Source organism: Haloferax sp. Atlit-109R (genome assembly GCF_003665865.1).
In the GTDB taxonomy this organism is placed as follows: Archaea; Halobacteriota; Halobacteria; order Halobacteriales; family Haloferacaceae; genus Haloferax; species Haloferax volcanii.
Genome location: NZ_QPLO01000002.1, coordinates 49043 through 74532 on the forward strand (window position 1 = coordinate 49043; position 25490 = coordinate 74532).

The following is a 25490-nucleotide window of genomic DNA, read 5'->3' on the forward strand; positions in this document are numbered from 1 at the left end:
GACGCTTACTGCCCGGTGAGCGACTCGCTCGCCGGCGAGAAGTCGATGGTCGTCCCGAGTCCCTCCTCGCGCGCCTTCTCGTAGAGCATGTGGGCCGCGGCGACCGTCTCGATGCCCGTGCCGCCGCTGTCGAAGACGGTTATCTCTTCTCTGTCCTCGCGCCCGGCGGCGACGCCCGCGACGACCTCACCGAGTTCGGCGTGAATGTAGTCTTCGTCGACGACGCCGGCCTCGACGGCGGCGAGGAACGACCCGGCGTCCATCGTCGCGCGCTCGCGGAGGTCGGGGACGTACGTCGCGCGCTCGATGGTCGTCTCGTCGAGTTCGCGCTTTTCGGGGTGGTACTGGCCCATCGCGGTGACGTGCGTGCCGGGTTCGAGCAGGTCGCCGTCGAACACCGGGTCCGTGGCGGTCGTGGCCGTGACGACGATGTCCGCGCCCTCGACGGCCGCGGCGCTGGAGGCGACGGCCGCGACGCTGGCGTCGAGCGTGCGGTCCATCTCGCCCGCGAACGACTCGCGGCTCTCCTTGGTGGGCGAGTAGACCCAGACGCTGTCGAGGTCGCGGACGGCCGCGGCGGCCCGAAGCTGACCGCGGGCCTGCGCGCCGCTCCCGATGAGCGCGAGCGTCGAGGCGTCGTCGCGGGCGAGCGCGTCGACGGCGACGCCGCCGGCCGCGCCGGTCTTGAAGGGGTTCATGCTCGCGCCGTCGAGGAGCGCCAGCGGCTCGCCGCTCTCGGCGTCGAAAAGCGGCGTCATGAACCACGCGTCCTCCGCGCCGAAGCCGGCGGAGTACATGTAACCGCCCATCGCGCCCGTCTCGGGCAACACGGCCGCGTAGGAGGTGAGCATGCCCGGCGGCTCGCGGTTGAACAGCTTGGTCCGCGGCTCGGCCGGCGCGCCCTCGCCGCGCTGTCGGTAGCCCTCGCGGACGGCCTCGACGTACTCGGCCGGCGTCGCCAGTCCGCTAATCTCGTCGCTCGTGAGGAACAACGTCGCTGTCATGGTCGGAAAAACGAGACCTGCGGTCAAAACCCTGCGGGCCGGCGAACCGGCCGGGCGGGCGTGCGATGGGGGTTAGTCGGCGTCGAGGACCGACGGAGAAGGCGCGTCAGCGGCGTTGGGACCGGCGTGTTCGTTGAGGCGGGACGGAGACGGCGACGAGGGCCCGTTCACGAAGAGCGCGTGGCCGGTGAGGAGCGCGGCCACGCCCGCAGCCATCGGCACTGCCGTGGTCAACTGCAACCCGGCGACGGTAAGCGTGCCGGTGATGCCGAGGAGTGCGAGCGGGATGAGCCCAAGAATGTAGTCGTAATATCCGGTCATAATATATACCATACTACGGACGTAAGTGGTATAATTCTTTCCCATAGATGACTGATATTCTCCTTGTGGCTTCTCAATAACGTTCTTATAACTTATGAATAGATAATCGCATGACTGCGTCGGATTGGTTCCTTCGGAGAATATCACAAATCCGATACTGTGGGTTGTGCTTCCCGGTCGAACAGCCGGCTCGGTGCGCGCGTCGCCTGCCGGAACTCCACACGGTTATGGGAGTCGGTACCGTGGCCGGAGACGTGAACCGTAACGACCGCTCCATCGTCGCGTTGGTGATGCTCGCCCACGGGATGGTCCACACGTACGAACTGTCCATCCCCATCTTCGTGGCCATCTGGCTCGGGGAGTTCGCGAGTATCGACCTCGGTCTCGCGACGGTGCCAGTCACGACCGCCTCGCTGGGCGTGATGACGGGCCTCGGCTTCGCGCTGTTCGGGCTCGGGGCGCTCCCCGGCGGCATCCTCGTCGACCGCGTCGGCTCCAAGCGCCTCATCGTCGCCTGCCTCCTCGGGATGGCCGGGTCGTTCGTCCTGCTCGCGCTGTCACCGAACCTCGTCGTCGTCGCGCTCGCGCTCCTCGTCTGGGGCGCGGCGGCCAGCGTCTACCACCCCGCCGGACTCCGCCTCATCAGCACCGGCGTCGAGGAACGCGGGACCGGCTTCGCCTACCACGGCATCGCCGGCAACATCGGCATCGGCTTCGGTCCGTTCCTCACCGCGCTCCTCTTGCTGTTCTTCGACTGGCATCTCGTCGCCGGCGTGCTCGCGCTCCCGGCGCTCGCGGCCGCCGCGCTCGCCACCCGCGCCAACTTCGAAGAACAGGCCGCGGTCGCCGCGGCCGACGGCGGTGAGGGGGGTGACGCCGGCGATAGCGACACCGGCGGCGACGGCAAAGCCGGCGCGGGCGTCGAGTCGTTCGCGGAACTGGTCTCGCAGTCGAAGCACCTTTTCGCCGGCGGCTTCGCGCTCGTCTTCGCGCTCGTGATGTTCTCGGGGCTCTACTACCGCGGCGTCACGACGTTCCTGCCGGACCTCCTCGGCTCGGTCATCGGCATCGAGCCGATTCCGGTGTCGGCGCTCCTGCCCGCCGGCCTCGTCTCCGGGTCGGTCGGCCGCGCGCCGACGCTCGACGTGGAACTGTTCGTCTACGCCGGCCTCCTGACGGTCGGCGTCTTCGGGCAGTACGTCGGCGGCAAGCTCACCGACCGCATCAGGACCGAGCGCGGCATCGTCGCCGGCTTCGGCGCGCTCGCCGTCATCGCCATCGCCTTCCTCCCCGTGGCGAGTCTCGGCGTCGGCCCGCTTCTCGCCATCTGTGCACTGCTCGGCTTCTTCCTGTTTATGGTCCAGCCGTTCTACCAAGCGACCGTCGCGGAGTACACGCCCGCCGGGCTTCGAGGGCTCTCCTACGGCTTTACCTACCTCGGCGTGTTCGGCGTCGGCGCGCTCGGCGGCGCTATCGCCGGTTACATCCTCACGGTCGCTGATTCGACGGCGTTGTTCGCGGTCCTCGCGGGGTTCGCGGCGGCCGCGACGCTCCTGGGCGTGACGCTGTTGCGACGGCGGCCGACGCCCGCCTGACACCGGGTCGAGCGGGAGGCCCTCCGGTTCGGGGGGACGGCCGGCAGAAAATACGGTTTCGGTCGGTTCTCCGGTGCGGTTCGAGGGGTCCGAACTCGGCGCTCGGCGTTCGACGCTCAGACGAGCTTGAAGTACAGCGTCCGCCAGACGCCGAGGGCGACGGAGCCGAGCACCAGCATGACCGCGACGAACGTGAGTTCGACGCCGCCTTCGAAAAGCGGCGTCCAGCGAATCGCCATGCCGACGACGGTCGCCGCGAGCCACGAGCGGACGCCGAGCGGGACGGCCGATTTCGCTGATTCCGCCGCGCCGGGCGAGTACGCGCCCAACAGCGGAGCGGTGACGAGCCATCCGATGAGGAACGGGACCGCGGTGAGCACCCAGCCGACCGGGTCGGCCGAGAGGTACGACACTCCGTTGTGCTGAATCACGCCGACGGTGACGAGGAGGAAGATGGCGAGCACGTCGCCCACGGCGATGGGTAACGCCCCGGCATCGAGTCGCTCCTCTAAGAACGACGTCGAGGTTGCCATAGGCGTGGATTCGTCGCCCCCCTAATGGCTCTCCCGCTTTTTTCCGACCACCGTGTACTCGAAGCCGCGTTCGACCACGGCGGCCTCGAACCCGACGCGTTCGAGAAAGCGCACGAGTTCGTCGGGCGCGGCGAACGCCGACCCGAAGCCGACGACCCGCTCGGCGGCGACCAGCCCCCGGCCGAGGAGCGTCTCGGGGTCGAACTCGTTGACGGCGAACACCCCGCCGGGCGCGAGCACTCGGAAGACCTCCTCGGCGACGCCCCGTTGGTTCGGCATGTGGTGGAAGGCGTCCACGACGGTCACGGCGTCGAGGGCGTCGTCAGCGAAGGGGAGTCCCCGTGCGTCGCCGCGGACGCAGTCGAGGCCCCGCCCGCGCGCCCGGCGGAGCATCCCGACCGAGCGGTCGAGGACGATTCGCTCGGGAACGTCGAGCGCGAGGGTCGCCCGCCCGGAGCCGCCGCCGATGTCGACGACGCGCTCGACATCCCGGTCGGCGCGGTCGAGCGCCGTTTCGAGCGCGCCGGGGTCGGCTGGCGGCATCACGAGGTCGTAGACGGGTGCGAAGCGGTCGAAGAACCGAACGTCGCCAGCGCCGTGCATGGCAGACGCCACGGCCCCGCCGGGGAAGGTTCTTGCGCGCGGCGGCCCCAGTTCGGCCATGGAGTTTGACCTGCTCGGCTGGCCCGAAGACGGGCCGCGACTCCGCCTCGACTACCGGCGGTTCGCCTACGCGGGGAAGTTCGTCACCGCGGCGACGGGCAAGACGGTGCTCCGCGACCCCGACGAGTCCCTGCCGCCCCTCGACGACGACCGACCCGCGCCGACCGGCGGCCCCGACTCCCTGCCGCCGCTGGTCGAGGACGTGGTCGCCGCGGTCGCGTTCAACGAGGACCGGACGGACCCGACGACGCTCTGGTTCCGGTACGTCACGGTTTGGCGGGACCGCCGGGGCGACGGACTCGGTCCCGACCTCCTCCGCCGGACCTGCGACGCCGCCGCCGACCGCGGCTACGAGACGGTCCGCATCGCCGCGAACAACCCCTTCGCCTACGAGGCGTGCCACAAGGCCGGGTTCGGCTTCACGGGCCGCGAAACGGGCGTCGCCGAGTTGGTGCTGGAGCGCCCCGCCGGCGCGCCCGCGGCGGTCTCCCGCGAGGCGTACCAGTCCGGTCTCGACCGCTATCGCGCCCGCGACCTCGACGACCCGGAGCGGGCGTTTCTCGCGGCGCGCGAAGGAGTTGAACCCCCCGAAATCGACGCCGGTCACTCGGACGATTGAAACCCTCGGCCCCCGAAAGCCGAGCAAATGGGAAACGCAGACCTGCGGACGCTCGCCGCGCTCTCCGAGGTGTCGTTCGACGAGGTGTCCGGGAGCGTCGTCGCCGTCGACGCCCACAACTGGCTGTACCGCTATCTCACGACGACGGTCAAGTGGACGAGTTCGGAGACGTACACGACGAGCGAGGGCGAGGAGGTCGCCAACCTCGTCGGCATCGTCCAGGGACTCCCCAAGTTCTTCGAACACGACCTGACGCCCGTCTTCGTCTTCGACGGCGGCGTCACCGAGATGAAAGACGACGAGGTGGCCAAGCGCCGCGAGCAGCGCGAGAAGGCCGAAGAACGCCTCGAAGCGGCCCGCGAAGCGGGTGACTCGGTCGAGGCCGCCCGGATGGAAGCCCGGACCCAGCGGCTCACCGAGACGATTCAGGACACCAGCCGCGAACTCCTCTCGCTTTTCGACGTGCCGGTGGTCGAAGCGCCCGCCGAGGGCGAGGCGCAGGCGTCCTACATGGCCCGCACGGGCGATGCCGACTACGTGGGCAGCGAGGACTACGACACCCTCTTGTTCGGCGCACCCTACACGCTCCGACAGCTCACGAGCAAGGGCGACCCCGAGCTGATGGACCTCGACGCGACGCTCGACAAACACGACATCACCCACGGGCAACTCGTCGACATCGCCATGCTCTGCGGGACCGACTTCAACGAGGGCATCACGGGAATCGGCCCGAAGACGGCCGTGAAACTCGTCACGGAACACGGCGACCTCTGGTCGGTCCTCGAAGCCCGCGGCGACACCATCCCCAACGCCGACCGGGTGCGCGAGTTCTTCTTGGACCCGCCGGTCACCGACGACTACGACTACGACACCGACATCGACCCCGACGTGGCCGCCGCCCGCGAGTTCGTCACCGAGACGTGGGAGGTCGACCCCGAGGAGGTCCGCCGCGGCTTCGAGCGCATCGAGGAATCGGTCACGCAGACCGGTCTCGACCGCTGGACGTAGGCCGCGTTCGACCCGAGCAGACAGCCAGCCGACACGTTTACACGGGGCGGTTCGGAACTCCGGCGTGTGTCCCCCGACGACGCCCCTCCCGCGGACGACTCTCCCTCCGATGAACGCTCCTCGCTCTCGCGTCGCCAACTGCTCGGCCTCGTCGGCGGCGCGGGCGCGGTCGGCGGTATCGGCTGGTTCAGGCCGACGTGGCTTCCGGACCCGATTACCGACTGGCTGACGACGGTGTATCCAGACCCGTCGAGTAACTACGTCTGGCAGCCGCCGGTGAGCGACGAACACGCCGACGCGGCGGTGGCGAACCTCGAATCTGTGGTCGAACGTGCCGAGGAGTTGCGCTCGCAGGTCGACCTCGACTCGGTAGACGAGGATATGCGGTTTCACCTCCGCGGGTCGCCCGCCGGCGGCCACCTCGAATCCGCGAAAGAGGAACGGAACGCTCGCCACCGACTCAGGTCTGCGACCACCGGACTTCAGTACGCCGGTGAGACGGTCGGCTACGCGACCATCGCGCTCGGAGACGACGACCCCGAGTTCCTCGTCGAGCGCGGCCGCGAACTGGAACAGGAGATTGACGACCTCGCCGCGTCAGTCTCCGAGTACCGCGTTTCCGACCCCGGCCGCGACCTCGCGTTTCTCTACTCAATCGAGCGACTCCTCTCAGTCACGCGATTGACCGTCGGCTGGGGCGACTCGGACGGCGGCGAGTCGATGAACTACTCGGCACACGACTTCGCCGGCGAGTGGGGCTCGCAGTTGCAGGCACAACAGCGCCTCCGGACCGCCCGCTACCACCGCGAGCAGTACCGATCGAACCTCGGTGCCGACACGATTCCATACCGGGACCGACTCGCTGACGCCATCGACGCGTTCTGGACTCGAATCGACGAGTACCCGCGCCGAAGCGAGGTGCGGACCACGATCGAAGAAGAGCGCGACCTTGACCAATCGACGCCCTACGGGGCCGCCCGGTGGGAGTTGTTCACGCTCTGTTTCGACAACGACGCCAGATACGTCGGAGAGTACGAGCGCGGACTGACCGCGAAGCAGTTCGTCGACACCGCCCGTGCCCTCCTCGCGCGGCGTGCCCACGACTTCGCGCTCGACGCCCTCGACGTGGACCCCGGCGACACCGACTACGACTCCGGTCGGTCGTTCCGGGCGAAACGCCGTGCGATGCGCAACTTTCGGGCGACGCGCGACGAATACGACTCACCCATCGCGGGCATCGTCGCCAGCGAGGCGGCGAGTCGAATCCGCGCCGGCGACGTGAGTCTCGAAATGGGCGACGGTCCCGCGTGGAAAGAGCGCGTCGAATCGGCGGTGTACTACCTCGTCGGTGCCGGGATGATGCGCGAACTCGGGAACGTGGTCGAACCCGTCGTCAACCGCGACGCGACCTGACCGGCCGCGTTACGACACGTCCTCGATGGCGTCTACCAGCATCGTCGCGCCGAGGTCGATTTCGCGGGCGGTCACGTCGAGCGGCGGGAGGATTCGAAGCACCTTGTAGCCGCACGAGAGGGTGAGGAGGCCGCGCTTGAGGGCCGCTTCCTGCACGGCGTCGCGGCGTTCGTTGGTGTCGAACTCGACGGCGAGCAGCAGGCCCTTGCCGCGCACGTCGACGACGGTGTCGGGCGCGTCGTCGCGCAGTCGCTCGATGAACTGCCGGCCGCGGGCGACGGCGTTGTCGAGCAGGTCGTACTCCTCGATGGCGTCGAGCGTGAACACGCCCTGCATCGAGGAGACGATGTCGCCAGCGCCCCACGTCGAGGAGAGCCGCGAGGTCTCGTCGGGGAATATCTCGTCGTTCGAGATTGTCGCGCCGACGCGGAGGCCCTTCGCGCCGGTGATGATGTCGGGTTCGATGGGGTAGTGGTCCGACCCCCACAGCTCGCCGGTGCGGCCGACGCCGGTCTGAATCTCGTCGGCGATGAGCGTCAGGTCGTAGTCGTCGACGACGGCGGCGAGTTCCTCGACGAAGGCGTCGGAGGGGAAGCGGTAGCCGCCCTCTCCCTGTATCGGTTCGACGATGACGTAGGCGACCTCGTCGGCGTCGATGTGGCCCGTCTTCGGGTGGAGCTTCTGTCGGAGTTTGGAGACGGCGGAGTCGGCGTCGGGGAAGAAGCCGCAGGAACACGTCTCGGGCGAGCAGGTCCGGTCGTCGCAGAACGGCACGTCGAGGACGCCCGAAACCTCGGGGAACTTGCGGCGGTAGACTGACTTCGATCGGTTGAGCGAGAGCGCGCCGAGGGTGCGGCCGTGGAACGCGCCCTCGAAGGTGACGCCGTACTTCGCGCCGTCGGCGTGGTCGTAGGCGATTTTGATGGCGTTCTCGACGGCTTCGGCCCCGGAGTTCGACAGGAACACCGTGTCCATCCCGTAGTGGCTCGTGAGGTCGGTCAGTCTGTCCATGAGCGCGGCGGGACCGGGGAGTCGCTCCTCGCCGGGCGCGGAGCCGTCGCTGACGTAGAAGTCCTGGCCGGCGATTTTCGTCGGGTCCACGAGGTCGAACTCGGCCATGCGGTCCGTGAGTTTCGGGTTGTTGTAGCCGAGCGGCGCGGCCGCGACGTGACTCGTGAAATCGAGGAGGACGTTGCCGTCGACGTCGGTGCAGAAGGGGCCTTCCGACTCCGCGGTGATGTCCCAGACGAAGTCGTAGACGTACGTGCTCGGCGCGGCGTGTTCGTGGTGGTACGCGACCCACTCGCGCGCTTTCTCGCCGGGCATCGAATCGACGCGTGGCACCGCCGTCTCTCGGTCCATGCGCCTCGGTACGGCGACACATAAGTTAAGATGTTCGTTATTATTGATGCAATATCGGCCGCCCCTCGGTCGAGTCGGTCGGTTTCGCCGCGCGAACCGACGGCTTCGGCGGCCGGTCGTGACGGCGTTCCGTCGTGACCTGTCGCTCCCGCGATAGGCTTTTGATGCCTCCGCGTCCGTGGTTGGGTATGGCTCTCCCTGACATCCAGCGCTCCCGCGCGATGTGGTGGTCGCTCGCGTTGGTCCTCGCGGGCGCGCTCACCTACGTCGTCTACTCTTTTATCGGGACGTTCGTCTTCGGGCTCTTCATCTACTACGCCACGCGGCCCATCTACCGGCGGATTCGTCGCCGGGTGAGGCCTCCGAGCCTCGCGGCCGCCGTGGCGCTTTTCGCCCTCGCACTTCCCGTGCTCGGCCTCGTCGTCTACGCCGCGACCATCGCCCTCCGCGAGTTCCTGCGGTACGCCGACCGGCTCTCGACGGACGAGGTGCCCATCGACCTCGAAGCCTACGGCATCGACCCGACGCTGTTGGAGGGAATCGCCAGCCCGCAGGCGCTGTTGGAGTACGACTTCCGGTCGGTGCTGACGCCCGAGGCGCTCGGCTCGGTGTTCGACTCGCTGAGCGTCGCCGCCAACACGTTCGCTTTCCTCGGCGTCGGTGCGATTCACCTGTTCGTCATGATTGCGTTCGCGTTCTACCTCCTCCGCGACGGCCACCGCCTGCGACGGTGGGGCCAGTCGATGTTCGCCGACGACCACGGCATCCTCGAAGCCTACATGCGCGGCGTGGACCGCGACTTCAACAACATCTTCTTCGGCAACATCCTCAACGCCATCCTCACGGGCACCATCGGCGTCATCGCGTACTCGCTTTTGAACGTCCTCGCGCCGACGGGCGTCCGCATCCCCGCGCCGGCGCTCATCGGACTGCTCGCGGGCGTGGCGAGCCTCATCCCCGTCGTCGGCATGAAGCTCGTCTACGTCCCCATCGCGGGCTACATGGGACTCGAAGCGGCGATTGCGAACCCGCCCGGACTCTGGTTCGTCCTGCTTTTCGCCGCCGTCTCGTTCGTCATCGTGGACACGATTCCGGACCTCGTGCTCCGGCCGTACGTCTCCGGTCGGAGCCTCCACGTCGGAGCCGTGATGCTCGCGTACACGTTCGGCCCGCTGCTTTTCGGCTGGTACGGCATCTTCCTCATGCCGATGATACTCGTGTTGTTCGTGAACTTCGCCCGACTCGTCCTGCCGGAGCTCTTGGCTGGAAAACCGATTCGGCCGTACATGGTTGACCCGGGGCACTTGGTCGACGGCCCGCCGGTCGAGGAGCTAACCGCTGACGAGGCGGACGACACGCAGCGAGAGCCAGCCGAAACCGAACGGTCGTCGGAGGGCGAGTCGGACGTTCCGGAGACGTTTACCGACCGGGACGAGACGAGGTCAGGCCGAGACTCGCGGTCTCCGTCCGACGCCGGCGTCGACGGGTAGCTCGGGTCGTTCGCTCACGCCTCGAAGTCTTCGGGGACGTACTCCGCTTCCCACTCGTCGCGGGCCTTGATTTCGCGGCGACCGCGGCGGGTGAGCGTGTAGTAGTTGGTTCGGCGGTCGCGCTGGCCCTTGTCGACCAGCCCCTTCTCGACGAGCGTGTCGAGGTTGGGATAGAGCCGCCCGTGGTGAATCTCCTTTTCGTAGTAGGCTTCGAGTTCTTCTTTGATGGCGAGTCCGTGCGGCTCTTCGAGACCAGCGATGACGTACAGCAGGTCTCGCTGGAATCCTGTCAGGTCGTACATCGGTAAATTCGACTCGTATGTTACTGTCTAATTCAGATAAGCATATCGGCCTCGACCGACGATTCACCCTCGAAACCGCGCCAGTCTCCGAAATCTTCTGGACGCGATTATGTTATTAATCTTACTAGTATTCCGGAGTGTCCGTTTCGAGGACTGGATATGTCCACAACTGGACGGCTCTCGTGGTTTGCGCGACAATATTGTTAATTGTTATCAATGAACAAGGCATGGCTGTTCGGAACGAAAATCCCGCCGGTCGAGGGAACTCCTCGACAGTTCCGGGGAGACGGTCGGCCGACTCGGAATCAGGAGTTCGTTTTCGGACGGCGAGTGAGACGGACCTGCCGGTCTCAGGTCGTAGTTTCGCGCAGAAGGAAAGCAAGCCGTGCCGGAAATCTCCGGCACGGCATGCCGCCCTGAATTGGTCCCCGCTGACGCTTCGGCCCTCCAAAGCGAAGCGTCACTTACGGCTACTGTTCGGTTTCACTTAAAGATAACGACGCGTGCCAATCGTTGACAACGATGCTAACTGTCCATCTGAGTGGTACGTACGCGCCGAATTCCGGCGTTCGTCGATTTCGTTCTGTTCGAAGAGTTATGTTTGGTTAGTCACATATGCTCTTCTTCCAACACCCAGCCGAGCGCCCGCTTGTAGTGCGTCATGAGCTTTCTGACACCTTCGTGTCGCATCTCCTCGGAGTCGAGTTCGTCCTTCAGGAACTCGTACTGCTCTCGAACTTCGGATTCGCTTCGCATACGCCGACGGTGGGCGGCCGGACGTATGTAGCCCGGCGGTCGTCTCGACTGGCGACCGCTCGCGGCCGCGTCGACTCACCTCGCGCCAGACGCCCCCGCATCGGGTCGCCGTGCTTTTGCGCCGTCGGGGCGAACCCATTCGCATGGAGATACGCGGCGAGCGCGAGTGCAAGGAGTGCGACCACCGATGGTCGTACTACGAGACGGGAAGCGTATCGTGCCCGCAGTGCGGGAGCCTCCGGAGCGTCGGCGTCGGCGGCAGGGAGCGCCACACCGCCACGCAGACCGACCTCGACCTCTCGGCGCACCGCTCCGCCGTCGGCGACGGGTCGATTCGAGACGCCGCGCCGGCGTTGAAATCCGACCTCCGCGACTACGTCCGGCAGACGGGTTACATCCGCGGGGGCGAACTGCTCCCCCTCGGAGACACCCCGCTCGCGGCCCACGAACTCCTCCACGCGGTCGACGTGGTCGCCCGGTCGAACCGACCCACCGACGACGAACAGCTTTACGTCATCAGCCTGCTCCGCCGCGCCGACGAGGGCGAACGCCTCGCGCCGGACGCCGTGCCCGACTCGATGACCGATGCCCGCGGTCTCGCCTACGCCGAGGCCATCGACGCCTACTGTCGCGACCTCTCGACGTGGCTCGACGACAACCCGAACCCCGAGGTCAGGACGACGCTCGAAACCCTCTCGAACCACCGCAAACGCGTCGAGGCGCTCGACGGGGCCGTCTCGCTGTCGGAGTCCGAGGCGCTCGTCGAGGCCGCCCGCGAGATTCACACCGCGCTCGTCGACGACGACCTCGACGCGCTCGCGTCGGCCCGCGACACGCTCGCATCGCTGTTCTGAGGCCGCCGACCGCCGCGTTCACCGAACGTTTTTGCCCCGCGGCGACCCTTCGCAGACGATGACTGCCGGATTCGACATCCACGAGGTTCGCCACCGGGTGAAACTACTCCGCGACGACGGCGACACGATGCTCGTCGAGAACCGCGACGGCGTGGCCTGTCCGGCCTGCGGCGACGACTTCTCGCAACTGCTCATCTCCGACCGAACCGCGCACAGCTTCGACGTGGACGCCGACACCCGATTCTGCGTCCGGCGGGACGGCGACCGACTGCTCGTGGCGACTCACGAGTGAGAAAAATCGGTTGGGCGGGCGTCAGCGCCCGACCGGGAGCCGAATCGGCCTGTGGACGCGGGCTCGCGTTCCGCTCCGAACTCAGGGGAGGTCGACGTCGACGCCCTCGGCCTCGGCGGCCGCCTTCACGGTGTTCCAGAGGAGCATCGCGCGGGTCATCGGGCCGACGCCGCCGGGGACCGGCGTGATGGCGCTGGCCTTCTCCTTCGCGGAGTCGAACTCCACGTCGCCGACGAGCTCGTAGCCCTTCTCGTTGTCCGCGTCGACGCGGTTGACGCCCACGTCGATGACGACGACGCCCTCCGAGAGCATGTCGCCGGTGACGAGTTCGGGGACGCCCGCGGCCGCGACGACGATGTCGGCCTCGCGGGTCTTCGCGGCGAGGTCGTCGGTGCGGGAGTGGCAGACCGTGACCGTGGCGTTGCCGCCCTCGGCCTTCTGGATGAGCAGGTTCGCCATCGGCTTGCCGACGATGTCCGAGCGGCCGACGACGACCACGTCCGCGCCCTCGGTCTCCACGTCGGCGGCGGCGAGGAGCTTCTGGACGCCGTGGGGCGTACAGGGCTTGAAGCGGGCGTCGCCGGCGACGAGGCGGCCCACGTTCTCGGGGTGGAAGCCGTCGACGTCCTTGGCGGGGTCGATGCGGCGGAGGACCGTCCGGTCGTCGACGTGGTCGGGGACGGGCATCTGGACGAGGATGCCGTGGACCTCGTCGTCGTTGTTGAGGTCGTCGACGAGCGAGTACAGTTCGTCGGCGGGCGTCTCGGGGTCGAGTTCGTAGTCGAACGCCTCGATGCCGACCTCCTCGCAGTCGCGCTGTTTCATCGAGACGTACGTCTCGCTGGCGGGGTCGTCGCTCATCAGCACGGTGGCGAGCCCCGGCTTCACGCCGGCCTCGTCGAGCGCGTCGATGGCGTCGGCCAGCCCGTCGCGAATCTCCTCGGCGACGGCGTTGCCGTCGATGATGGTCGTCATTGTCTCAGACAGCGCGCTCCGGGCATTTCAAAGATTCGAATTCGTGCGTATTCTTGGAGACGAGAGAAGCAAAATATACACGTCTGTGGCCATCTGCGGTCACCCGAACAGCAGATTCACGGCGGCCACCGCGACGCCCGCCAGCGCCATCCGCAGGCCGGCGACGTACCACCGCTGTTCCGATATCGACCCCATGTACGCGCCGAACGCAAAGAGGATGGCCGTTCCGAGGCCGACCGAGGCGAGCGTCGCCCACGTCATCGTCAGCAGCGTGCCGACCGCGAGAAACGGGAGGAGCGGGACGACGATGCCGACGAGCGGGCCGAGTCCGCTTGCGGCCGCGTTGATTCCCCGCGCCGCGACCTGGTCGCGTTCGACCGCGGTCCCGCCGAGGTCGGCCAGCATGGCGTCTTCGATGCGCCCGAGTTCGGCCCGCTTTTCAGCGCGCTCTATCTCCCAGACGCTCCAGACGCCGGAGGTCGTCAGCCCCACCGCCGCGCCGACGCCGATTTCGACGACCGTCACCCCGTCCGTGACGCCGGTGAGGTACGCGCCGATGACGAGACCGATGCAGGTCAGCGCGCCGTCGAAGCCGTTCGAGACGAAGTACCGCCGGGAGATGGCGCGGACGCGGTCGTCGCGCAGGAGCGCGCCGAGTCGACCGAACATCACGGCGGTGACGGGTCCTGCGGCTGGTTTCGGTACTCCACCAGCGTCTCGCCGGCGACGACTTCGTCCACCGAGTGGACCGTCCCGCCGAGGTCGCGGACGCGGCGTTCGACCTCGTCGGCGTCGATGGCCTCGCCCTCCACGACGAGCCTGAGGTTCTGCACCTCGCGGTCGGTTTCGAGGAGCGTCGCGTTCACGCCGGCCACGCCGGCCGCGTCCGCGACCTCGCGGGCGACCTCCACCGTCGAGGGGCTGTGCGGTTTCAACACGTCGAGAACGAGCCGACGAATCGGAGCCATATCGGACGGTGATACGGCGGCGCGGCTAATAGTGTTACTCGGGTGAGGGGTTTGAAAAGCCGAACGTCGGGCCGCAGTGGCCGCCTGCGAGCGTCACTTACTCGTACAGCGGGTTGGCGTCGCAGAGTTCCTGCACGCGCTCGGAGACTTCCGCGAGCACGTCGTCCTCGGGGGCGTCGACGACCTTCACGATGAGTTCGCCGACTTCGCGAATCTCGTCTTCACCGAAGCCGCGGGTGGTGAGCCCGGGCGTGCCGGCGCGGATACCGCTGGGGTTGAACGCCGAGCGCGTCTCGCCGGGGACGGTGTTCGCGTTGAGGACGATGCCCGTCGATTCGAGCGCCTCCTCGGCGGTGCCGCCGGTGAGGTCGGGGTGCGAGTCGCGGAGGTCGACGAGCACGAGGTGCGTGTCGGTGCCGCCGGAGACGACGCTGAGACCGTGGTCTTCGAACGTCTCGGCGAGAGCCTTCGCGTTGTCGACGACCTGCTGGGCGTACTCCTCGAACTCGGGTTCGAGCGCCTCTTTGAAGCCGACGGCCTTGCCGGCGATGTTGTGCATGAGGGGGCCGCCCTGCGCGCCGGGGAAGACGGCGCTGTCGATGTCGGAGGCGTACTCCTCGTCGCACATGATGATGCCGCCGCGACCGGCGCGGATGGTCTTGTGGGTCGAACCGGTGACGAAGTCCGCGACGCCGACCGGCGAGGGGTGGACGCCGGCCGCGACGAGGCCCGTGATGTGGGCGATGTCGGCGAGGTGGAGCGCGTCAACGTCGTCTGCGACCTCCTGAATCGTCTCCCACTCGACGGCCCGCGGATACGCGGAGTAGCCGGAGACGATGATGTCCGGCTCGAACGCCGCGGCCTTCTCCGCGAGCTGGTCGTAGTCGATGTAGCCGGTTTCGGCGTCGACTTCGTACTGTTCGACGTCGTAGAGCTTGCCCGTGAAGTTCGCGGGGTGACCGTGGCTCAGGTGGCCGCCGTGGGTCAGGTCCAAGGAGAGAATCTTGTCGCCGGGGTCGAGCATGGCGAGGTAGACGCCCATGTTGGCCTGCGTGCCGGAGTGGGGCTGCACGTTGACGTGCTCCGCGCCCCAGAGTTCCTTCGCGCGCTCGACGGCGAGGGTCTCCACGTCGTCGGCATACTCACAGCCAGCGTAGTAGCGCTTGCCGGGGTAGCCCTCGGCGTACTTGTTCGTCAGCGCGCTCCCTTGGGCTTCGAGGACCGCTTCGCTGACGTGGTTCTCCGAGGCGATCATCGCGAGCGTGTCGCGCTGGCGTTCGACCTCGCCGTCGAGGGCGTCTGCCACGGCGGGGTCGACGTCGCGGACGTGGCTGTAGTCCATACGTAGTATCCGGTCCAATCACGGCATAAATGTGTCCCATTTGGCTACGCCTGCCGGTGTTGTGTTGCACACCCATGTATATTCTGTGGCGTGCTACCGCGAACAGATACACGAACGCGCGAGACCCGCCTCTGTCGTCGTGTCTCCGGGCCGAACAGACGACTCGGGTCAGACCCCGCGGGTGACGACGACGCTCCGACCGAGTCCCTCGGTTCGGAACCGATTTTCCCACCCCACGATAGACGTAAAATTTCTGAAACTAGCAGCTCAATTCGCTCGATACAGCGTTGGTACAACTCGATTTCGAATACGTTCTGCCGGTCGTCTTGCGTTAATATTAAATATATTACCGGCGATATTCAAGCTATGGCTATTCGTTCTAATCTACTCGCTGAGGGGGTAGAAGACATCATCCAGTCCGTCCTCTCCTCGTCGGAAGACGAGGTGTTGGTCGCGAACCCGACCGCCGAGGTCATCGAGGGGCTCGTCGCCGTGGCGACAGACATCGACGGCGACCTCCCGGAAATTCGGCTCGTCGCCGACGAGGGCGTCCTGAAGGACGTGCTCGACGACTTCATCGTCGCCTCGAACGCCGCGAACCTCGTCGCCGACGGCGCGCTCTCGATGCGAACCGCCGCCGACGAAGTCGAGAACACGCTGTTCGTCACGCCGAACTCGGTCGTCGCGCTCGTCGCCGCCGGGGACAAGGTCGCCGGCCTCGTCACCGACGACGAGGCGTTCGTCGAGACGGCGTTCGAAGCTCATCAGGCCCACTGGGAGGACGCTCCCGAGTTCAAGCTCCGGACGCCGCCGCTCGCGCGCGTTCGCGAGACGCTCGGCGAGGACATCAGCGAAGAGACGCTCGCCGACTTCGACGCCGTGCTCGGCTCGCTGTCGTCGGCCCGCGGCGACGGCGACGGCCTCGACGAGGTGACCATCTCGCTGCTCGTCGCCGCCCGCAACGAGGTCCTCCTCTACGATATCTCGAAGTGGGGCGAGGACGTGGGCATCGCCAGCAAGGCGACGTTCTCCCGGACGAAGACGAAGCTCGAAGAGCTCGGCCTCATCGACACCGAGAAAGTTCCTATCGACGTCGGCCGCCCGCGACTCCGCCTGAAGCTCGGCGCGGACGAACTCGTCGCCGCCGGCGCGGACGAACTGGCCGACGAGGCCCAGAAACTGCTCGACGCGTAGCCGACCGCGACCCCCTCGCTTTTTCCCTCCGTCTCCCCTCGTCGCGCGCATGGACATCGGACTCGTCGGGAGCGGCCCCGCCGCCGAGTCGATTCGCGCGGCGTGCGCCGACATCGATGCGACGGTCGCGGAGACGACCCCCGACTCGCTCGGTTCGTTCGACCTCGGATTCGTCGTCGCCGCGGCCGGAAGCGACGCCTTCGACACGGCCGACGAAGCCGCTTCGCGCTGGCTCGCGGTCGAAATCGGCGGCGTCGGCGGACACGCCGTCCCCGACCTCGACGCGGCCGTCTCGGCGTTCGACCCCGAAAGCGCCGACTTCGCGGCCCTCCGGGCGCGGGTCGCGTCTACCACGGAGTCTGAGGGTCGCCCCGGCGGCGACCGTGCGGCCGTTCGACTCGCCGGCGCGGTGGCCGGGCAGCGCGGCATCGCGCTCCTCTCGGGCGACGACGTGGCCGGGACCGTCGTCGAAGTCCCCGGCCCCGAGCGGTCGTTTCTCCCGACTCCGTCGCCGACGGAGCGGGACCGAACTCTCGACCGCGACTTCCGCGCCGTCGAGCTAGACGACGCGCTCGCGCGGGCCGAATCGGCCGTTGACGACCGCGTCGGCATCGTCAGGCAGGTCGGGGAGCGCGAGTCGTTCCCGCTGCCGTACTACGTCGCGCAGACGGCGGACACGACGGTGTACGCCGACGCTCGGGCGGCCGAACTCGCCGGCGGCGCGGCCGCCGGCTGGGACGAGGCCTACATGAAGGCACTCGGCGAGGCGCTCGAACGCTACTCGGCGGGCGTCTACCGAACCAGCGAGTTCGCCGTCGCGCCCGCGGCGTCCCGGCCGGCCGCGGTGCCGCCGAGTCGCTTCGTCAGACCCGACTCCTTCCGCGACCCCGACCCCGACGAACCGATTCAGTGGGTCGAAGGCGAGGACCTCGCGACCGGGGCGACCGTCTCGCTCCCGGCGGAGTTCGTCCACTATCCGCCGCCGTCGGAGCGACACAAGCCGTCGATTACGACCGGTCTCGGCCTCGGTAACTCCGGGACCGAGGCGATTCTCTCGGGGCTCTACGAGGTCGTCGAGCGCGACGCGACGATGCTCGCGTGGTACTCGACGTTCGACCCGCTCGGGCTGGACGTGACGGACGAGACGTTCGAGACGCTGGCGGCCCGCGCCCGCTCTGAGTCCCTCGAGGTGACTGCGCTCCTCGTGACGCAGGACGTGGACGTGCCGGTCGTGGCGGTGGCGGTCCACCGCGACGGCGAGTGGCCGAAGTTCGCCATGGGCTCCGGCGCGGACCTCGACGCGAACCGCGCCGCTCGGTCGGCGCTGGCCGAGGCGCTTCAGAACTGGACCGAACTGCGCGGCATGGGGCCAGAGCAGGCAGCGACGCAGGGCGGCGCGATTGCGACCTACGCCGACTTCCCGAAGCCGGCACGGACGTTCGTCTCGCCGGACGCGACCATCCCCGCGGACTCGGTCGGTCCCGACGAAACCCCCGAAGGCGCGGCCGAACTCGACGCGGTCGTCTCGGCGGTCACAGACGCCGGTCTCGACGCCTACGCGGCGCGGACCACCCCGCGAGACGTGGCGCGCCTCGGCTTCGAGGCGGTTCGCGTGCTCGTGCCGGCGGCCCAACCGCTGTTTATCGGCGAGCCGTACTTCGCTGACCGCGCCGAGTCGGTGCCGCGAGACCTCGGCTTCGAGCCGCGACTGGACCGCGAGTTCCACCCGTTCCCGTAGCTGGCGGGTCTCGGGGTTCGTGGGCATCGTAGCTGACAGCCGGCACGGGCGGCCGCGCGGCAGGCGGGCCGAATCGAGTCCGCGCGGCGGTGTGCCGGACACCCGCAGGCCGCCGCGCGGCGTGCGTCACAGAATAGCGGCGGTGGCCGCGGCTCGGTACTTGAAGCTTCGCGGGAGAGAGAACGAGGGGTCGGAGCGCGGAAACGAGCGGCCGGAACAGAGGGGACGGCGGGTCGATTAGACGCCGAACGTCGCGCGGAGCATGTCGCGGCTCCCCGGCCCGAGCCCGACCGCGAGGACGGCGATGAGAAGCAAGATTGCGTAGCGCGGACTGTCCTCGAATATCTGCTCGTCGAACACCCAGACGACGGCCGTCGCGGCCACGAGTTTGACGAGCAGGAACGGCCACGCGTCGCCCGTGACGGCCAGCACCGACTCGGGGAGCGTGGAGGAGGTGAAATCGACGACCGCCTGATTCACCGGGTGCTTCGGGACGAGGTTGTGCCCCGCGCCGAGGTCGGTCATCCAGTCGAGGCCGATGACGTTCGCCACGCCGTCGATGGCGTGGCCCCAGATGACGACGAGGCCGATGTATCCCGTCCCCTCGTTGACTTCGGGGGCGAAGCGCTCGACGAGCCACCACGTCGCCGCGGCGGTGAGCGTCGCGCCGACGAGGATGACGACGAGCACCTGCGGGTAGAACGTCGCGCCCTGCGCGCCGGTGAGACCGGCCCACAGGAGGTAGCCGAGCGTGACCGCGAGCACAGCGAGACCCGCCCCGAACAGGGGTTTCACGTAGTCGTCGACCAGCCCCCGTCGCTCGGCGAGGACGCTCCCGACGACGGCGACGAGGGTGATTGCGAAGACGGTCACGTAGATGACCGGGCTGATGACGAGCGTGTTCAGCGGGTAGGTGATGAGGGCGTCGGCGACGCCGGGGGCGTCGTTGGCGTCCTCGACCACGCGGAACGCGCCGCCGAACAGCATGAACGGGAAGAGGGCGTAGAAGAACCGCGGGCGCTCACCGATGTCGAGGCGGCGGAGGAGGAACACGACGCCCGAGAGGGCGATGACGAGCGTGACCATGTAGCCGACCTCGGAGACGAGCGTGTAGCCGGGGTACGCGACGGGTTCGGCCGCGGCGGTGCACGCCGACGCCGTGTCGAGGTACTGGGTGACGCCGCCCGCGCGAACCGCGCAGACGGCCGAGTTCGCGTCGGCTTGGACGGGTCCCCAGAAGTAGTGCCAGATGAAGCCGTCGTAGACGACGCGAGGGAACGCGAGCGACCCGCCGACGAGGGCGACGAGGATGGCCGCGACGCCGAGCCCCCAGAGGCGCTCGGAGTCGAGACCCATTCGCTCTGCTACCGTTGCCATAGCCGATACCCCGACGGCGGGCCTGTTGAGGGTTCCGGTCTCTCGCACTCCCGGCGCACGCCTCGGCGGGGTGAGTCAGTTCCCGTCGCTGCGAGTCGCCCCCGCGGTGGGGTTCAGTCCTCGTCGTCCGGCTCGCGAATCGGCAACACCGGGTCGTCGTACTCGGTCCCGAGGATGACCATCGTCTGGGACCGCGAGAAGCCGTCGAGTTCGGCGATGTGGTCGAACATGAGCTCGCGCAGGGCGTCGGTGTCCTCGGCGTACACCCGGAGCATCACGTCCCACTCACCGGTGGTGAGGTTAATCTCTTGGACGCCGTCGATGTCGCGGAGCTGCTGGAGCGCCTCCTTCTCGCGGCCCTGTTTCACCCGGAAGCCGACCAGCGCGGAGGTTCCCAGCCCGACCTGCCGCGGGTCGACGTGGGCGTGGTAGCCCTCGATGACGCCGGCGTCTTCCATCCGGCCGACCCGGTCGTGAACCGTCGCGCTCGACATATCGATTCTGCGGGCGATTTCGCTGAACGGGGTCCGCGCGTCCTCCATCAGAATCCGGAGAATCGCCCGGTCCGTCGCGTCGAGGTCCATGCTATCCTTTCTGATGGGGGGTAACTTCGCACTTGCGGATGGGAATCCGCCCGCGTCGGCGGCGGCGTTCGGCGGCCTCGGCTCGCCGGAATCGGCCGCCCGCTTCGCGCCGGTGCTACCGCCCGTCGATTTCGCGGGCCGCCTCCAGCACCGCGTCGTGGACGTGGCCGTTCGAGGCGACGAGGCCCTCGGAGTCGTGTCGCCACGCGTTGCCGTCGAGGTCGGTGACCGTGCCTCCGGCCATCCGGACGAGGTGCGCGCCGGCGACCGAGTCCCACGGGTTCGCTCGCTTGTTCGTGATGACCCCGTCGAGCGAACCGTCGGCGACGTACGAGAGCACGACCTGCATGCTCCCGTAGCGCCGCAGGTCGCCAAAGCGAGTGACGATGGCGCGGGCCGCGGCGGCGTACTCGTCGCGGGCGTCGTAGTCCCACCAGAACGTCGGACAGACCGTACACGTCTCGGGGTCGTCGCGCTGGCTCACCGAGATTTCCTCGCCGTTTCGGGAGGCCGTCTCGTCGTCGGCCGCGTAGCAGTCGTCCAGCGCGGGCAGGTAGTTGGCCGCCGCGACCGGGTCGCCGTCGCGGACGGCGGCGACCGCGGTCGCCCAGACCGGCACGTTGCGGACGAAGTTGTTCGTGCCGTCGATGGGGTCGACGACCCACGCCGGCCCCGACTCGGGAACCGATTTGCGTTCGTCTTCTTCCTCGCCGACGATGGGTTCGTCGGGGAACGCGCCGCGGATTCGCTCGACGACGCGGCGCTGGGCGTCCTTGTCGGCCTGCGTGACCACGTCCGTCTTCCCGCCTTTCGTCTCGACGGCGATGCCGGTTCTGAAGGCGCGCCGCGCGACTGCGCCGCCGTCGCGGGCCGCGCGCTGTGCCCGGTCCGCCCGGGCGTCGAGTTCGTTCATGGGCGTGACAGAACCGGCAGGTGCCTATATCCACCGACCCGGAGGCGACGCGGCCCGGTGGCTTATGTCGATGGGCGGTTTAGCTCGTGGCGTGTCAGACGCTATCGACCTCCCGGCGCGGGTCCGCGAGTCGCTCGCGGACTCGTTCGACGACGCCAGAGCGGCGGTCAGAGCCGGTGACGCCGAAACCGCGCTGGAACACGTCGAGGAAGCGTCTCGGGTGCTCAGCCACAAGGTGCCGCCGAGCCCGCTCAAGGAGAAACTGAAACACGGCGTGGCGGCCGTCGAGCGGACCGCGGCCGACGAACCGCTCGTCGCCTCGGAGTATCTCCGGCTGATGAGTCAGTTGGTGCAGCCGTAATCCGGGCGGAACGTCGCTCCCGTAACGCCGACCCGATGCGTCGCGTCGTCGTGTCGTAAACTGCGCCGCCGCGCGGGACGGCTCGCCCGCTCAGAGGGCGAACAACGGAAAAGCCAGAATCCGCAATTAGAACCCGGACGGAAGACGTTTTCCACAGCCCTCACGACCGTATTCGGCTTGCGCCGACTTCCCGAACTCCGATTCCTCGTGGTCCGGTACTTGGTCTTCCCGCCGCTCGCTCGCAGAGCGGTTACGGGGCTGTTTCGGTTCCTCTTCGGCACTTTGACCTCGTCTTCCTGTTACGAAAGACTCGGTGTTCGCGTCGATTCCATTCCTCCGCACCTTGCGATGCGTACCATCGTCGACGCCTTTCACGTCGCCCGACGGATTCGGTTTGGTCGTCCGGTACGCCCTTGCGCTTCCGGCAACACTATCGTAAGTCCGATAACATAATGAATGTTTCTGATATTTTCTGAATAGTCGGGGAACGACGATAGTCAGACCGTCCGATAGGTCAGTTGAAGCCGCCGTCGAATGTCGTCATCGGTCGGCTCTCTCCCGGCCATTTTCACCGGAAACGTGGTCTGTTCATGATGAATTGTTCGGGATGTCTCTAGAGACGCGTGGCGTCCCTGCCGCGGCGGCGTGGCCGAACAACTCACCGGAGTAGCAAAGACGGCGTCGGCGGTCGCCCGACCGGGTTTATATGGAACGGCGACCCACCTCGGCGTCCGTGTGCTCGCCCGCGGAAGGTGGACCGCGACTTCACGGCGGCCGCTTACACGCCCGGATTCGAATCCCGCAGGACGCACCCACCGCTCATCGCGTCGTGTTTCGACAGAAGTGCGAGGGGAGGGATTTGAACCCACGGACCCCTACGGGAGCGGATCTTGAGTCCGCCGCTTTTTCCTGACTTAGCTACCCTCGCGCGTACTCAAGTACGACAGGGGGACCGCTAAAACGTTGCGAAACGTCAGACGAGGCCGCCGAACTGCTCGACGACGAGTCCGTGGTGTCGCCACCGATGGAGTTACCGGCCTTCCGTTCGCCCTGACTCACATGGACGAACACACCCGCGACCCGAGCGTCGCCCCGCCGCTCGGTAACCCGACGGGGTGGGACGACGACCTGCGGATGTGGGAGCACGCGACGCTCCGGCGGGCGGTCGAACACGGCGTCCGCCTGTTCAACGCCGGCGACTTCCACGAGAGCCACGACTGCTTCGAAGACGAGTGGTACAACTACGGCGCGGGGACCGCCGAAAGCGCCTTCCTCCACGGGATGGTGCAGGTCGCCGCCGGCGCGTACAAACACTTCGACTTCGAGAACGACGTCGGGATGCGGTCGCTGTTCGAGACGGCGCTGGAGTATCTCAGCGGCGTCCCGAGCGACTTCTACGGCGTCGACGTGGACGACGTGCGCGCGACCCTCCGGGCGGCGCTGGACGACCCGACGGCGCTCCACGGCTGGCAGATAGCCCTCGACGGACACCGCGCGACCGCCTACCCCGCCGACTACGAGTACGCCGAGAAACTCGACCACTAATCGCGTCAGACCGGAGGTACCGAAGTTCCGAGGCGACCGTCTCGGCTGACACGTCCGCGAAAGCGGCGCGAACCGGGAGAATCTAAAGGTCCATTAGCGTCCAGTTCTAGGAACCGGCAATGCGAATCTACGAACTCGGTGACGGCACGCCGGAAGTCTCCGTCGTCGGGTCCATCCACGGCGACGAGCCCTGTGGTGCTCGCGCCATCGAGCGATTCGTCGCGGAGGACCCCGACGTCGAACGGCCGGTGAAGCTCATCGTCGCCAACGAAGAGGCGCTGGCGGCCGACGAGCGCTACCTCGACGATGACCTCAACCGGGCGTTCCCCGGCGACCCCAACGCCGAGAGCCACGAACGACGCCTCGCCCACGACCTCGGCCGCGAGGTCCGCGGCACCACGGCCTTCTCGATTCACTCCACCCAGTCGTACGCCGAACCGTTCGCCATCGTGGACGCCGTCGACGCCATCTCCCGGTCGATTCTTCCCCGGCTCCCGGTCGACGTGGCCGTCGAGACGAACCACTTCGCGGAGGGTCGCCTCATCGAACACGCCCACACCATCGAGGTCGAAGCCGGCCTCCAGAAGTCCGACGAGGCCGCCGACAACGCCTACTGGCTCATCCGGGCGTTCCTCACCGCGACCAACGTCCTCCCCGCGCCCGCGATTGCGAGCGACGGGGGCAGCGACGGCGGCGCACCCGACGAAACCGAGTCGCAGACCGAAGACGACCGGCTGAAACTCGGCATCCCCGAGGAACACAGCCTCGACGTGTTCCGCCTGCTCGAACGACTCCCCAAGCCGCCGGCCGACCAGTACGAGGTCCACGCGACCAACTTCGAACCCGTCGTCGCCGGCGAGGCGTTCGCCCGCGCCGACGCCGAGCAGTTCGTCGCCGACCGCGACTTCTACCCCATTCTCCTTTCGGCGTACGGCTACGCGGACATCTTCGGCTACGCCGGCGAGAAAGTCGGTACGCTCCCGTAGTCGGTCGGTTCTCTCGTTTTCCCCGTCTGTTCGTCGTCCTCCCCGCGAATCAGCGACCGCGTCGGTGGCGCGAACCGCAACGAACGCCTACTCGTCGGCGGGTTCGAATTCGACGAGCGTCAGGTTCCGGTCGAGGTGGCAGTGGTCGTGCGGGGGGTCGCCCAGCACGTCGTGGATGCGGTACTCCTGGTCGAACTCCGCCCCCTCGGGGACGCAGTACTCGTGGCTCGGGCACTCGGTGTGCGGGCAGGGACCTTGCAGGCTGGCCTTGCTCCCGGCGTACGCGCCCTTCGAGGGGACGTTCGCCGTGACCGGGGCCGGTTCGACCTCGACGGCGCGGACGCCCTCGTCGTGGACGGCGCAGTCGAGGACCTGCGTGTTCTCGCGCACGTCGAGGACGCGGTAGCGGACGCCCTCGGTGAGGTTGAGACACTGGCGGCGATACGGACAGCCCTCGCAGGCGCTCGATTCACCGTGGTAGACGAACTCGGTGCCGGGGTCGGTCAGGCGGGCACCGACGAGAGTGACGGAGGTCATAGCGGGGATTCTCCTGCGAGGCGGTTAAGGCTCCCGCCCGGTCAGTTCGTCGAGCTTCTCGAAGTAGCCCTCGCGGGGGACCTGGTAGGCGCTCCGGTAGTCTATCTCGCCGTCGGCAAAGCGCCCGGCGATGTCGGTCGCGCCGTCGACGGCCGCCTCGCGGGAGTCGAACTCCTCGACGACGGCCTCGATTTCGGGTTCGAGATAGAGCACCGCGTGCCACGTCTCGGTTCGTATCTGCGTCGCGCCCGGGCGGTTCGCCCGCGACCCGTTCCACACGAACACGGTCGGCATACACTCGGCGGGAAAGGCGCTCTCGTTGAACACGTCCGGGCGAAACGCGAGGATGCGCCGCCCCTCGGGTTCGTCGTTCCAGAGCGTCCACCCGTCGGGCAGGTCGGTCATGAGCGTGCTAGTCCGCCGCGCGTCCTAAGCCTTCCCGCTTCCGTCGCCACCGCCGCTCGGGCTCGACGAGTCGGTCGAGTCGGTCGCCGCGACGCCGGTTCGACGACCGTGGTTCACCTCTCGAACGTGACCGGGCGGCGACGACATGAATCCCAGCCGACCCGATTAACGGGACCGCCAACGGACTGAATCGCTGATTAAATCGCTACACTCCGGGTCGGATTCGGTTGGGAGAGACCGGTACGCATCTGGAAATCCCTGGATTCGAGACAATCAGTTGACCACTTCGGAGAAAGCGTTATATGCTAACGTCTCTCAAACACTATTAGTCTCGGTCCCCGGGCCGAGCGAGC

At 67.7% G+C, this 25490-nt stretch carries 28 protein-coding genes and 1 tRNA gene; 12 read left to right on the top strand and 17 right to left on the bottom strand.

Annotated features, from left to right (window positions below):
- Positions 1 to 5: 5 nt before the first annotated feature.
- Together DVK03_RS08825 and DVK03_RS08830 are read right to left on the bottom strand one after the other, a co-directional pair.
- Positions 6 to 1004: an ornithine cyclodeaminase family protein gene (locus DVK03_RS08825; protein ID WP_115802756.1), complete on the bottom strand. Its 999-nt coding sequence runs from the start codon at positions 1002 to 1004 to the stop codon at positions 6 to 8.
- Between the two features lie 72 nt (positions 1005 to 1076).
- Entirely contained in the window at positions 1077 to 1325 is a 249-nt protein-coding gene (locus DVK03_RS08830) for a hypothetical protein (protein WP_004044694.1), read from the bottom strand.
- Positions 1326 to 1552: 227 nt separating this feature from the next.
- Between DVK03_RS08830 and DVK03_RS08835 the strand changes: the two genes are divergently transcribed.
- The gene (locus tag DVK03_RS08835; RefSeq protein ID WP_115802757.1) at positions 1553 to 2920 is read left to right on the top strand and encodes an MFS transporter; all 1368 of its coding nucleotides are present in this window, start codon (positions 1553 to 1555) and stop codon (positions 2918 to 2920) included.
- 116 nt (positions 2921 to 3036) lie between these two features.
- On the opposite strand, the gene DVK03_RS08840 is transcribed toward DVK03_RS08835, so the two are convergent.
- Both DVK03_RS08840 and DVK03_RS08845 read right to left on the bottom strand, forming a co-directional pair.
- Positions 3037 to 3453 carry a DUF3054 domain-containing protein gene (locus DVK03_RS08840; RefSeq protein ID WP_004061238.1) on the bottom strand — a complete coding sequence of 139 codons (417 nt, stop codon included), beginning with the start codon at positions 3451 to 3453 and terminating at the stop codon, positions 3037 to 3039.
- 21 nt (positions 3454 to 3474) lie between these two features.
- Positions 3475 to 4056: a class I SAM-dependent methyltransferase gene (locus DVK03_RS08845; protein ID WP_006601566.1), complete on the bottom strand. Its 582-nt coding sequence runs from the start codon at positions 4054 to 4056 to the stop codon at positions 3475 to 3477.
- Between the two features lie 58 nt (positions 4057 to 4114).
- On the opposite strand from DVK03_RS08845, the gene DVK03_RS08850 reads away from it, so the two are divergent.
- From DVK03_RS08850 to DVK03_RS08860, 3 genes are all read left to right on the top strand, one after another.
- Positions 4115 to 4735 (top strand): GNAT family N-acetyltransferase, encoded by a 621-nt coding sequence (locus DVK03_RS08850; RefSeq protein WP_115802758.1) that lies wholly within the window; start codon positions 4115 to 4117, stop codon positions 4733 to 4735.
- Positions 4736 to 4762: 27 nt separating this feature from the next.
- Positions 4763 to 5743: a flap endonuclease-1 gene (gene fen / locus DVK03_RS08855; RefSeq protein WP_115802759.1), complete on the top strand. Its 981-nt coding sequence runs from the start codon at positions 4763 to 4765 to the stop codon at positions 5741 to 5743.
- Between the two features lie 66 nt (positions 5744 to 5809).
- Entirely contained in the window at positions 5810 to 7156 is a 1347-nt protein-coding gene (locus tag DVK03_RS08860; RefSeq protein ID WP_115802760.1) for a transcriptional initiation protein Tat, read from the top strand.
- 9 nt (positions 7157 to 7165) lie between these two features.
- Here DVK03_RS08860 and DVK03_RS08865 read toward each other — a convergent pair whose 3' ends face one another.
- Complete coding sequence (locus DVK03_RS08865; protein WP_115802761.1) at positions 7166 to 8518, bottom strand: aspartate aminotransferase family protein; 1353 nt, start codon at positions 8516 to 8518, stop codon at positions 7166 to 7168.
- 221 nt (positions 8519 to 8739) lie between these two features.
- On the opposite strand from DVK03_RS08865, the gene DVK03_RS08870 reads away from it, so the two are divergent.
- A complete protein-coding gene (locus DVK03_RS08870) occupies positions 8740 to 10008 on the top strand; it encodes an AI-2E family transporter (protein WP_004061249.1) in 1269 nt (422 codons plus the stop codon).
- A gap of 14 nt (positions 10009 to 10022) precedes the next feature.
- Here DVK03_RS08870 and DVK03_RS08875 read toward each other — a convergent pair whose 3' ends face one another.
- Together DVK03_RS08875 and DVK03_RS20050 are read right to left on the bottom strand one after the other, a co-directional pair.
- Entirely contained in the window at positions 10023 to 10310 is a 288-nt protein-coding gene (locus DVK03_RS08875) for a PadR family transcriptional regulator (RefSeq protein ID WP_004044685.1), read from the bottom strand.
- 609 nt (positions 10311 to 10919) lie between these two features.
- Complete coding sequence (locus DVK03_RS20050) at positions 10920 to 11066, bottom strand: hypothetical protein (RefSeq protein ID WP_004061251.1); 147 nt, start codon at positions 11064 to 11066, stop codon at positions 10920 to 10922.
- A 143-nt stretch (positions 11067 to 11209) separates the two neighbouring features.
- Between DVK03_RS20050 and DVK03_RS08880 the strand changes: the two genes are divergently transcribed.
- Both DVK03_RS08880 and DVK03_RS08885 read left to right on the top strand, forming a co-directional pair.
- Positions 11210 to 11920 (top strand): hypothetical protein, encoded by a 711-nt coding sequence (locus DVK03_RS08880; protein WP_115802762.1) that lies wholly within the window; start codon positions 11210 to 11212, stop codon positions 11918 to 11920.
- Between the two features lie 58 nt (positions 11921 to 11978).
- Complete coding sequence (locus DVK03_RS08885) at positions 11979 to 12212, top strand: hypothetical protein (protein WP_004044682.1); 234 nt, start codon at positions 11979 to 11981, stop codon at positions 12210 to 12212.
- Between the two features lie 81 nt (positions 12213 to 12293).
- Here the strand turns inward: DVK03_RS08885 and folD are convergent, their stop codons facing one another.
- The 4 genes from folD to glyA form a co-directional block, all read right to left on the bottom strand.
- Positions 12294 to 13187, bottom strand: a complete 894-nt coding sequence (gene folD / locus DVK03_RS08890) for a bifunctional methylenetetrahydrofolate dehydrogenase/methenyltetrahydrofolate cyclohydrolase FolD (protein ID WP_115802763.1) — start codon at positions 13185 to 13187, stop codon at positions 12294 to 12296.
- Positions 13188 to 13286: 99 nt separating this feature from the next.
- Positions 13287 to 13856, bottom strand: a complete 570-nt coding sequence (locus DVK03_RS08895) for a VIT1/CCC1 transporter family protein (RefSeq protein ID WP_004044680.1) — start codon at positions 13854 to 13856, stop codon at positions 13287 to 13289.
- On the bottom strand, positions 13856 to 14155 hold the full coding sequence (locus DVK03_RS08900) for a DUF211 domain-containing protein (protein WP_008605461.1): 300 nt from the start codon (positions 14153 to 14155) through the stop codon (positions 13856 to 13858). The genes DVK03_RS08895 and DVK03_RS08900 overlap by 1 nt, the downstream gene beginning before the upstream one ends.
- Positions 14156 to 14252: 97 nt before the next feature.
- Entirely contained in the window at positions 14253 to 15497 is a 1245-nt protein-coding gene (gene glyA / locus DVK03_RS08905) for a serine hydroxymethyltransferase (protein WP_115802764.1), read from the bottom strand.
- A 366-nt stretch (positions 15498 to 15863) separates the two neighbouring features.
- Between glyA and tbsP the strand changes: the two genes are divergently transcribed.
- Both tbsP and DVK03_RS08915 read left to right on the top strand, forming a co-directional pair.
- Positions 15864 to 16691, top strand: a complete 828-nt coding sequence (gene tbsP / locus DVK03_RS08910; RefSeq protein ID WP_004061260.1) for a transcriptional regulator TbsP — start codon at positions 15864 to 15866, stop codon at positions 16689 to 16691.
- Positions 16692 to 16740: 49 nt separating this feature from the next.
- A complete protein-coding gene (locus DVK03_RS08915; RefSeq protein WP_115802765.1) occupies positions 16741 to 18429 on the top strand; it encodes a YcaO-like family protein in 1689 nt (562 codons plus the stop codon).
- Between the two features lie 237 nt (positions 18430 to 18666).
- Here the strand turns inward: DVK03_RS08915 and DVK03_RS08920 are convergent, their stop codons facing one another.
- The 3 genes from DVK03_RS08920 to DVK03_RS08930 all read right to left on the bottom strand — a co-directional run bounded on the left by DVK03_RS08920 (position 18667) and on the right by DVK03_RS08930 (position 21303).
- Entirely contained in the window at positions 18667 to 19785 is a 1119-nt protein-coding gene (locus DVK03_RS08920) for a DUF63 family protein (protein WP_199505992.1), read from the bottom strand.
- 134 nt (positions 19786 to 19919) lie between these two features.
- On the bottom strand, positions 19920 to 20390 hold the full coding sequence (locus tag DVK03_RS08925) for an Lrp/AsnC family transcriptional regulator (RefSeq protein WP_004044674.1): 471 nt from the start codon (positions 20388 to 20390) through the stop codon (positions 19920 to 19922).
- 115 nt (positions 20391 to 20505) lie between these two features.
- A complete protein-coding gene (locus tag DVK03_RS08930) occupies positions 20506 to 21303 on the bottom strand; it encodes an inositol monophosphatase (RefSeq protein ID WP_115802767.1) in 798 nt (265 codons plus the stop codon).
- A 91-nt stretch (positions 21304 to 21394) separates the two neighbouring features.
- On the opposite strand from DVK03_RS08930, the gene DVK03_RS08935 reads away from it, so the two are divergent.
- Positions 21395 to 21664 (top strand): hypothetical protein, encoded by a 270-nt coding sequence (locus tag DVK03_RS08935; RefSeq protein WP_115802768.1) that lies wholly within the window; start codon positions 21395 to 21397, stop codon positions 21662 to 21664.
- An 844-nt stretch (positions 21665 to 22508) separates the two neighbouring features.
- Here DVK03_RS08935 and DVK03_RS08940 read toward each other — a convergent pair.
- Positions 22509 to 22592, bottom strand: a tRNA-Leu gene (locus DVK03_RS08940).
- A 131-nt stretch (positions 22593 to 22723) separates the two neighbouring features.
- Between DVK03_RS08940 and DVK03_RS08945 the strand changes: the two genes are divergently transcribed.
- Together DVK03_RS08945 and DVK03_RS08950 are read left to right on the top strand one after the other, a co-directional pair.
- On the top strand, positions 22724 to 23209 hold the full coding sequence (locus tag DVK03_RS08945) for a DUF309 domain-containing protein (protein WP_115802769.1): 486 nt from the start codon (positions 22724 to 22726) through the stop codon (positions 23207 to 23209).
- Positions 23210 to 23328: 119 nt separating this feature from the next.
- Positions 23329 to 24195, top strand: a complete 867-nt coding sequence (locus DVK03_RS08950) for a succinylglutamate desuccinylase/aspartoacylase family protein (RefSeq protein ID WP_115802770.1) — start codon at positions 23329 to 23331, stop codon at positions 24193 to 24195.
- An 87-nt stretch (positions 24196 to 24282) separates the two neighbouring features.
- Here the strand turns inward: DVK03_RS08950 and DVK03_RS08955 are convergent, their stop codons facing one another.
- The gene (locus tag DVK03_RS08955; RefSeq protein ID WP_004061267.1) at positions 24283 to 24732 is read right to left on the bottom strand and encodes a UPF0179 family protein; all 450 of its coding nucleotides are present in this window, start codon (positions 24730 to 24732) and stop codon (positions 24283 to 24285) included.
- A 24-nt stretch (positions 24733 to 24756) separates the two neighbouring features.
- Positions 24757 to 25137 (bottom strand): DUF5820 family protein, encoded by a 381-nt coding sequence (locus DVK03_RS08960; RefSeq protein ID WP_115802771.1) that lies wholly within the window; start codon positions 25135 to 25137, stop codon positions 24757 to 24759.
- Between the last annotated feature and the right edge of the window lie 353 nt (positions 25138 to 25490).

Coding starts and splice junctions, on each gene's coding strand:
- DVK03_RS08825 (WP_115802756.1), bottom strand. CDS start 1,004: ATGACAGCGACGTTGTTCCTCACGAGCGACGAGATTAGCGGACTGGCG.
- DVK03_RS08830 (WP_004044694.1), bottom strand. CDS start 1,325: ATGACCGGATATTACGACTACATTCTTGGGCTCATCCCGCTCGCACTC.
- DVK03_RS08835 (WP_115802757.1), top strand. CDS start 1,553: ATGGGAGTCGGTACCGTGGCCGGAGACGTGAACCGTAACGACCGCTCC.
- DVK03_RS08840 (WP_004061238.1), bottom strand. CDS start 3,453: ATGGCAACCTCGACGTCGTTCTTAGAGGAGCGACTCGATGCCGGGGCG.
- DVK03_RS08845 (WP_006601566.1), bottom strand. CDS start 4,056: ATGCACGGCGCTGGCGACGTTCGGTTCTTCGACCGCTTCGCACCCGTC.
- DVK03_RS08850 (WP_115802758.1), top strand. CDS start 4,115: ATGGAGTTTGACCTGCTCGGCTGGCCCGAAGACGGGCCGCGACTCCGC.
- fen (WP_115802759.1), top strand. CDS start 4,763: ATGGGAAACGCAGACCTGCGGACGCTCGCCGCGCTCTCCGAGGTGTCG.
- DVK03_RS08865 (WP_115802761.1), bottom strand. CDS start 8,518: ATGGACCGAGAGACGGCGGTGCCACGCGTCGATTCGATGCCCGGCGAG.
- DVK03_RS08870 (WP_004061249.1), top strand. CDS start 8,740: ATGTGGTGGTCGCTCGCGTTGGTCCTCGCGGGCGCGCTCACCTACGTC.
- DVK03_RS08875 (WP_004044685.1), bottom strand. CDS start 10,310: ATGTACGACCTGACAGGATTCCAGCGAGACCTGCTGTACGTCATCGCT.
- DVK03_RS20050 (WP_004061251.1), bottom strand. CDS start 11,066: ATGCGAAGCGAATCCGAAGTTCGAGAGCAGTACGAGTTCCTGAAGGAC.
- DVK03_RS08880 (WP_115802762.1), top strand. CDS start 11,210: ATGGAGATACGCGGCGAGCGCGAGTGCAAGGAGTGCGACCACCGATGG.
- DVK03_RS08885 (WP_004044682.1), top strand. CDS start 11,979: ATGACTGCCGGATTCGACATCCACGAGGTTCGCCACCGGGTGAAACTA.
- folD (WP_115802763.1), bottom strand. CDS start 13,187: ATGACGACCATCATCGACGGCAACGCCGTCGCCGAGGAGATTCGCGAC.
- DVK03_RS08895 (WP_004044680.1), bottom strand. CDS start 13,856: ATGTTCGGTCGACTCGGCGCGCTCCTGCGCGACGACCGCGTCCGCGCC.
- DVK03_RS08900 (WP_008605461.1), bottom strand. CDS start 14,155: ATGGCTCCGATTCGTCGGCTCGTTCTCGACGTGTTGAAACCGCACAGC.
- glyA (WP_115802764.1), bottom strand. CDS start 15,497: ATGGACTACAGCCACGTCCGCGACGTCGACCCCGCCGTGGCAGACGCC.
- tbsP (WP_004061260.1), top strand. CDS start 15,864: ATGGCTATTCGTTCTAATCTACTCGCTGAGGGGGTAGAAGACATCATC.
- DVK03_RS08915 (WP_115802765.1), top strand. CDS start 16,741: ATGGACATCGGACTCGTCGGGAGCGGCCCCGCCGCCGAGTCGATTCGC.
- DVK03_RS08920 (WP_199505992.1), bottom strand. CDS start 19,785: ATGGGTCTCGACTCCGAGCGCCTCTGGGGGCTCGGCGTCGCGGCCATC.
- DVK03_RS08925 (WP_004044674.1), bottom strand. CDS start 20,390: ATGGACCTCGACGCGACGGACCGGGCGATTCTCCGGATTCTGATGGAG.
- DVK03_RS08930 (WP_115802767.1), bottom strand. CDS start 21,303: ATGAACGAACTCGACGCCCGGGCGGACCGGGCACAGCGCGCGGCCCGC.
- DVK03_RS08945 (WP_115802769.1), top strand. CDS start 22,724: ATGGACGAACACACCCGCGACCCGAGCGTCGCCCCGCCGCTCGGTAAC.
- DVK03_RS08950 (WP_115802770.1), top strand. CDS start 23,329: ATGCGAATCTACGAACTCGGTGACGGCACGCCGGAAGTCTCCGTCGTC.
- DVK03_RS08955 (WP_004061267.1), bottom strand. CDS start 24,732: ATGACCTCCGTCACTCTCGTCGGTGCCCGCCTGACCGACCCCGGCACC.
- DVK03_RS08960 (WP_115802771.1), bottom strand. CDS start 25,137: ATGACCGACCTGCCCGACGGGTGGACGCTCTGGAACGACGAACCCGAG.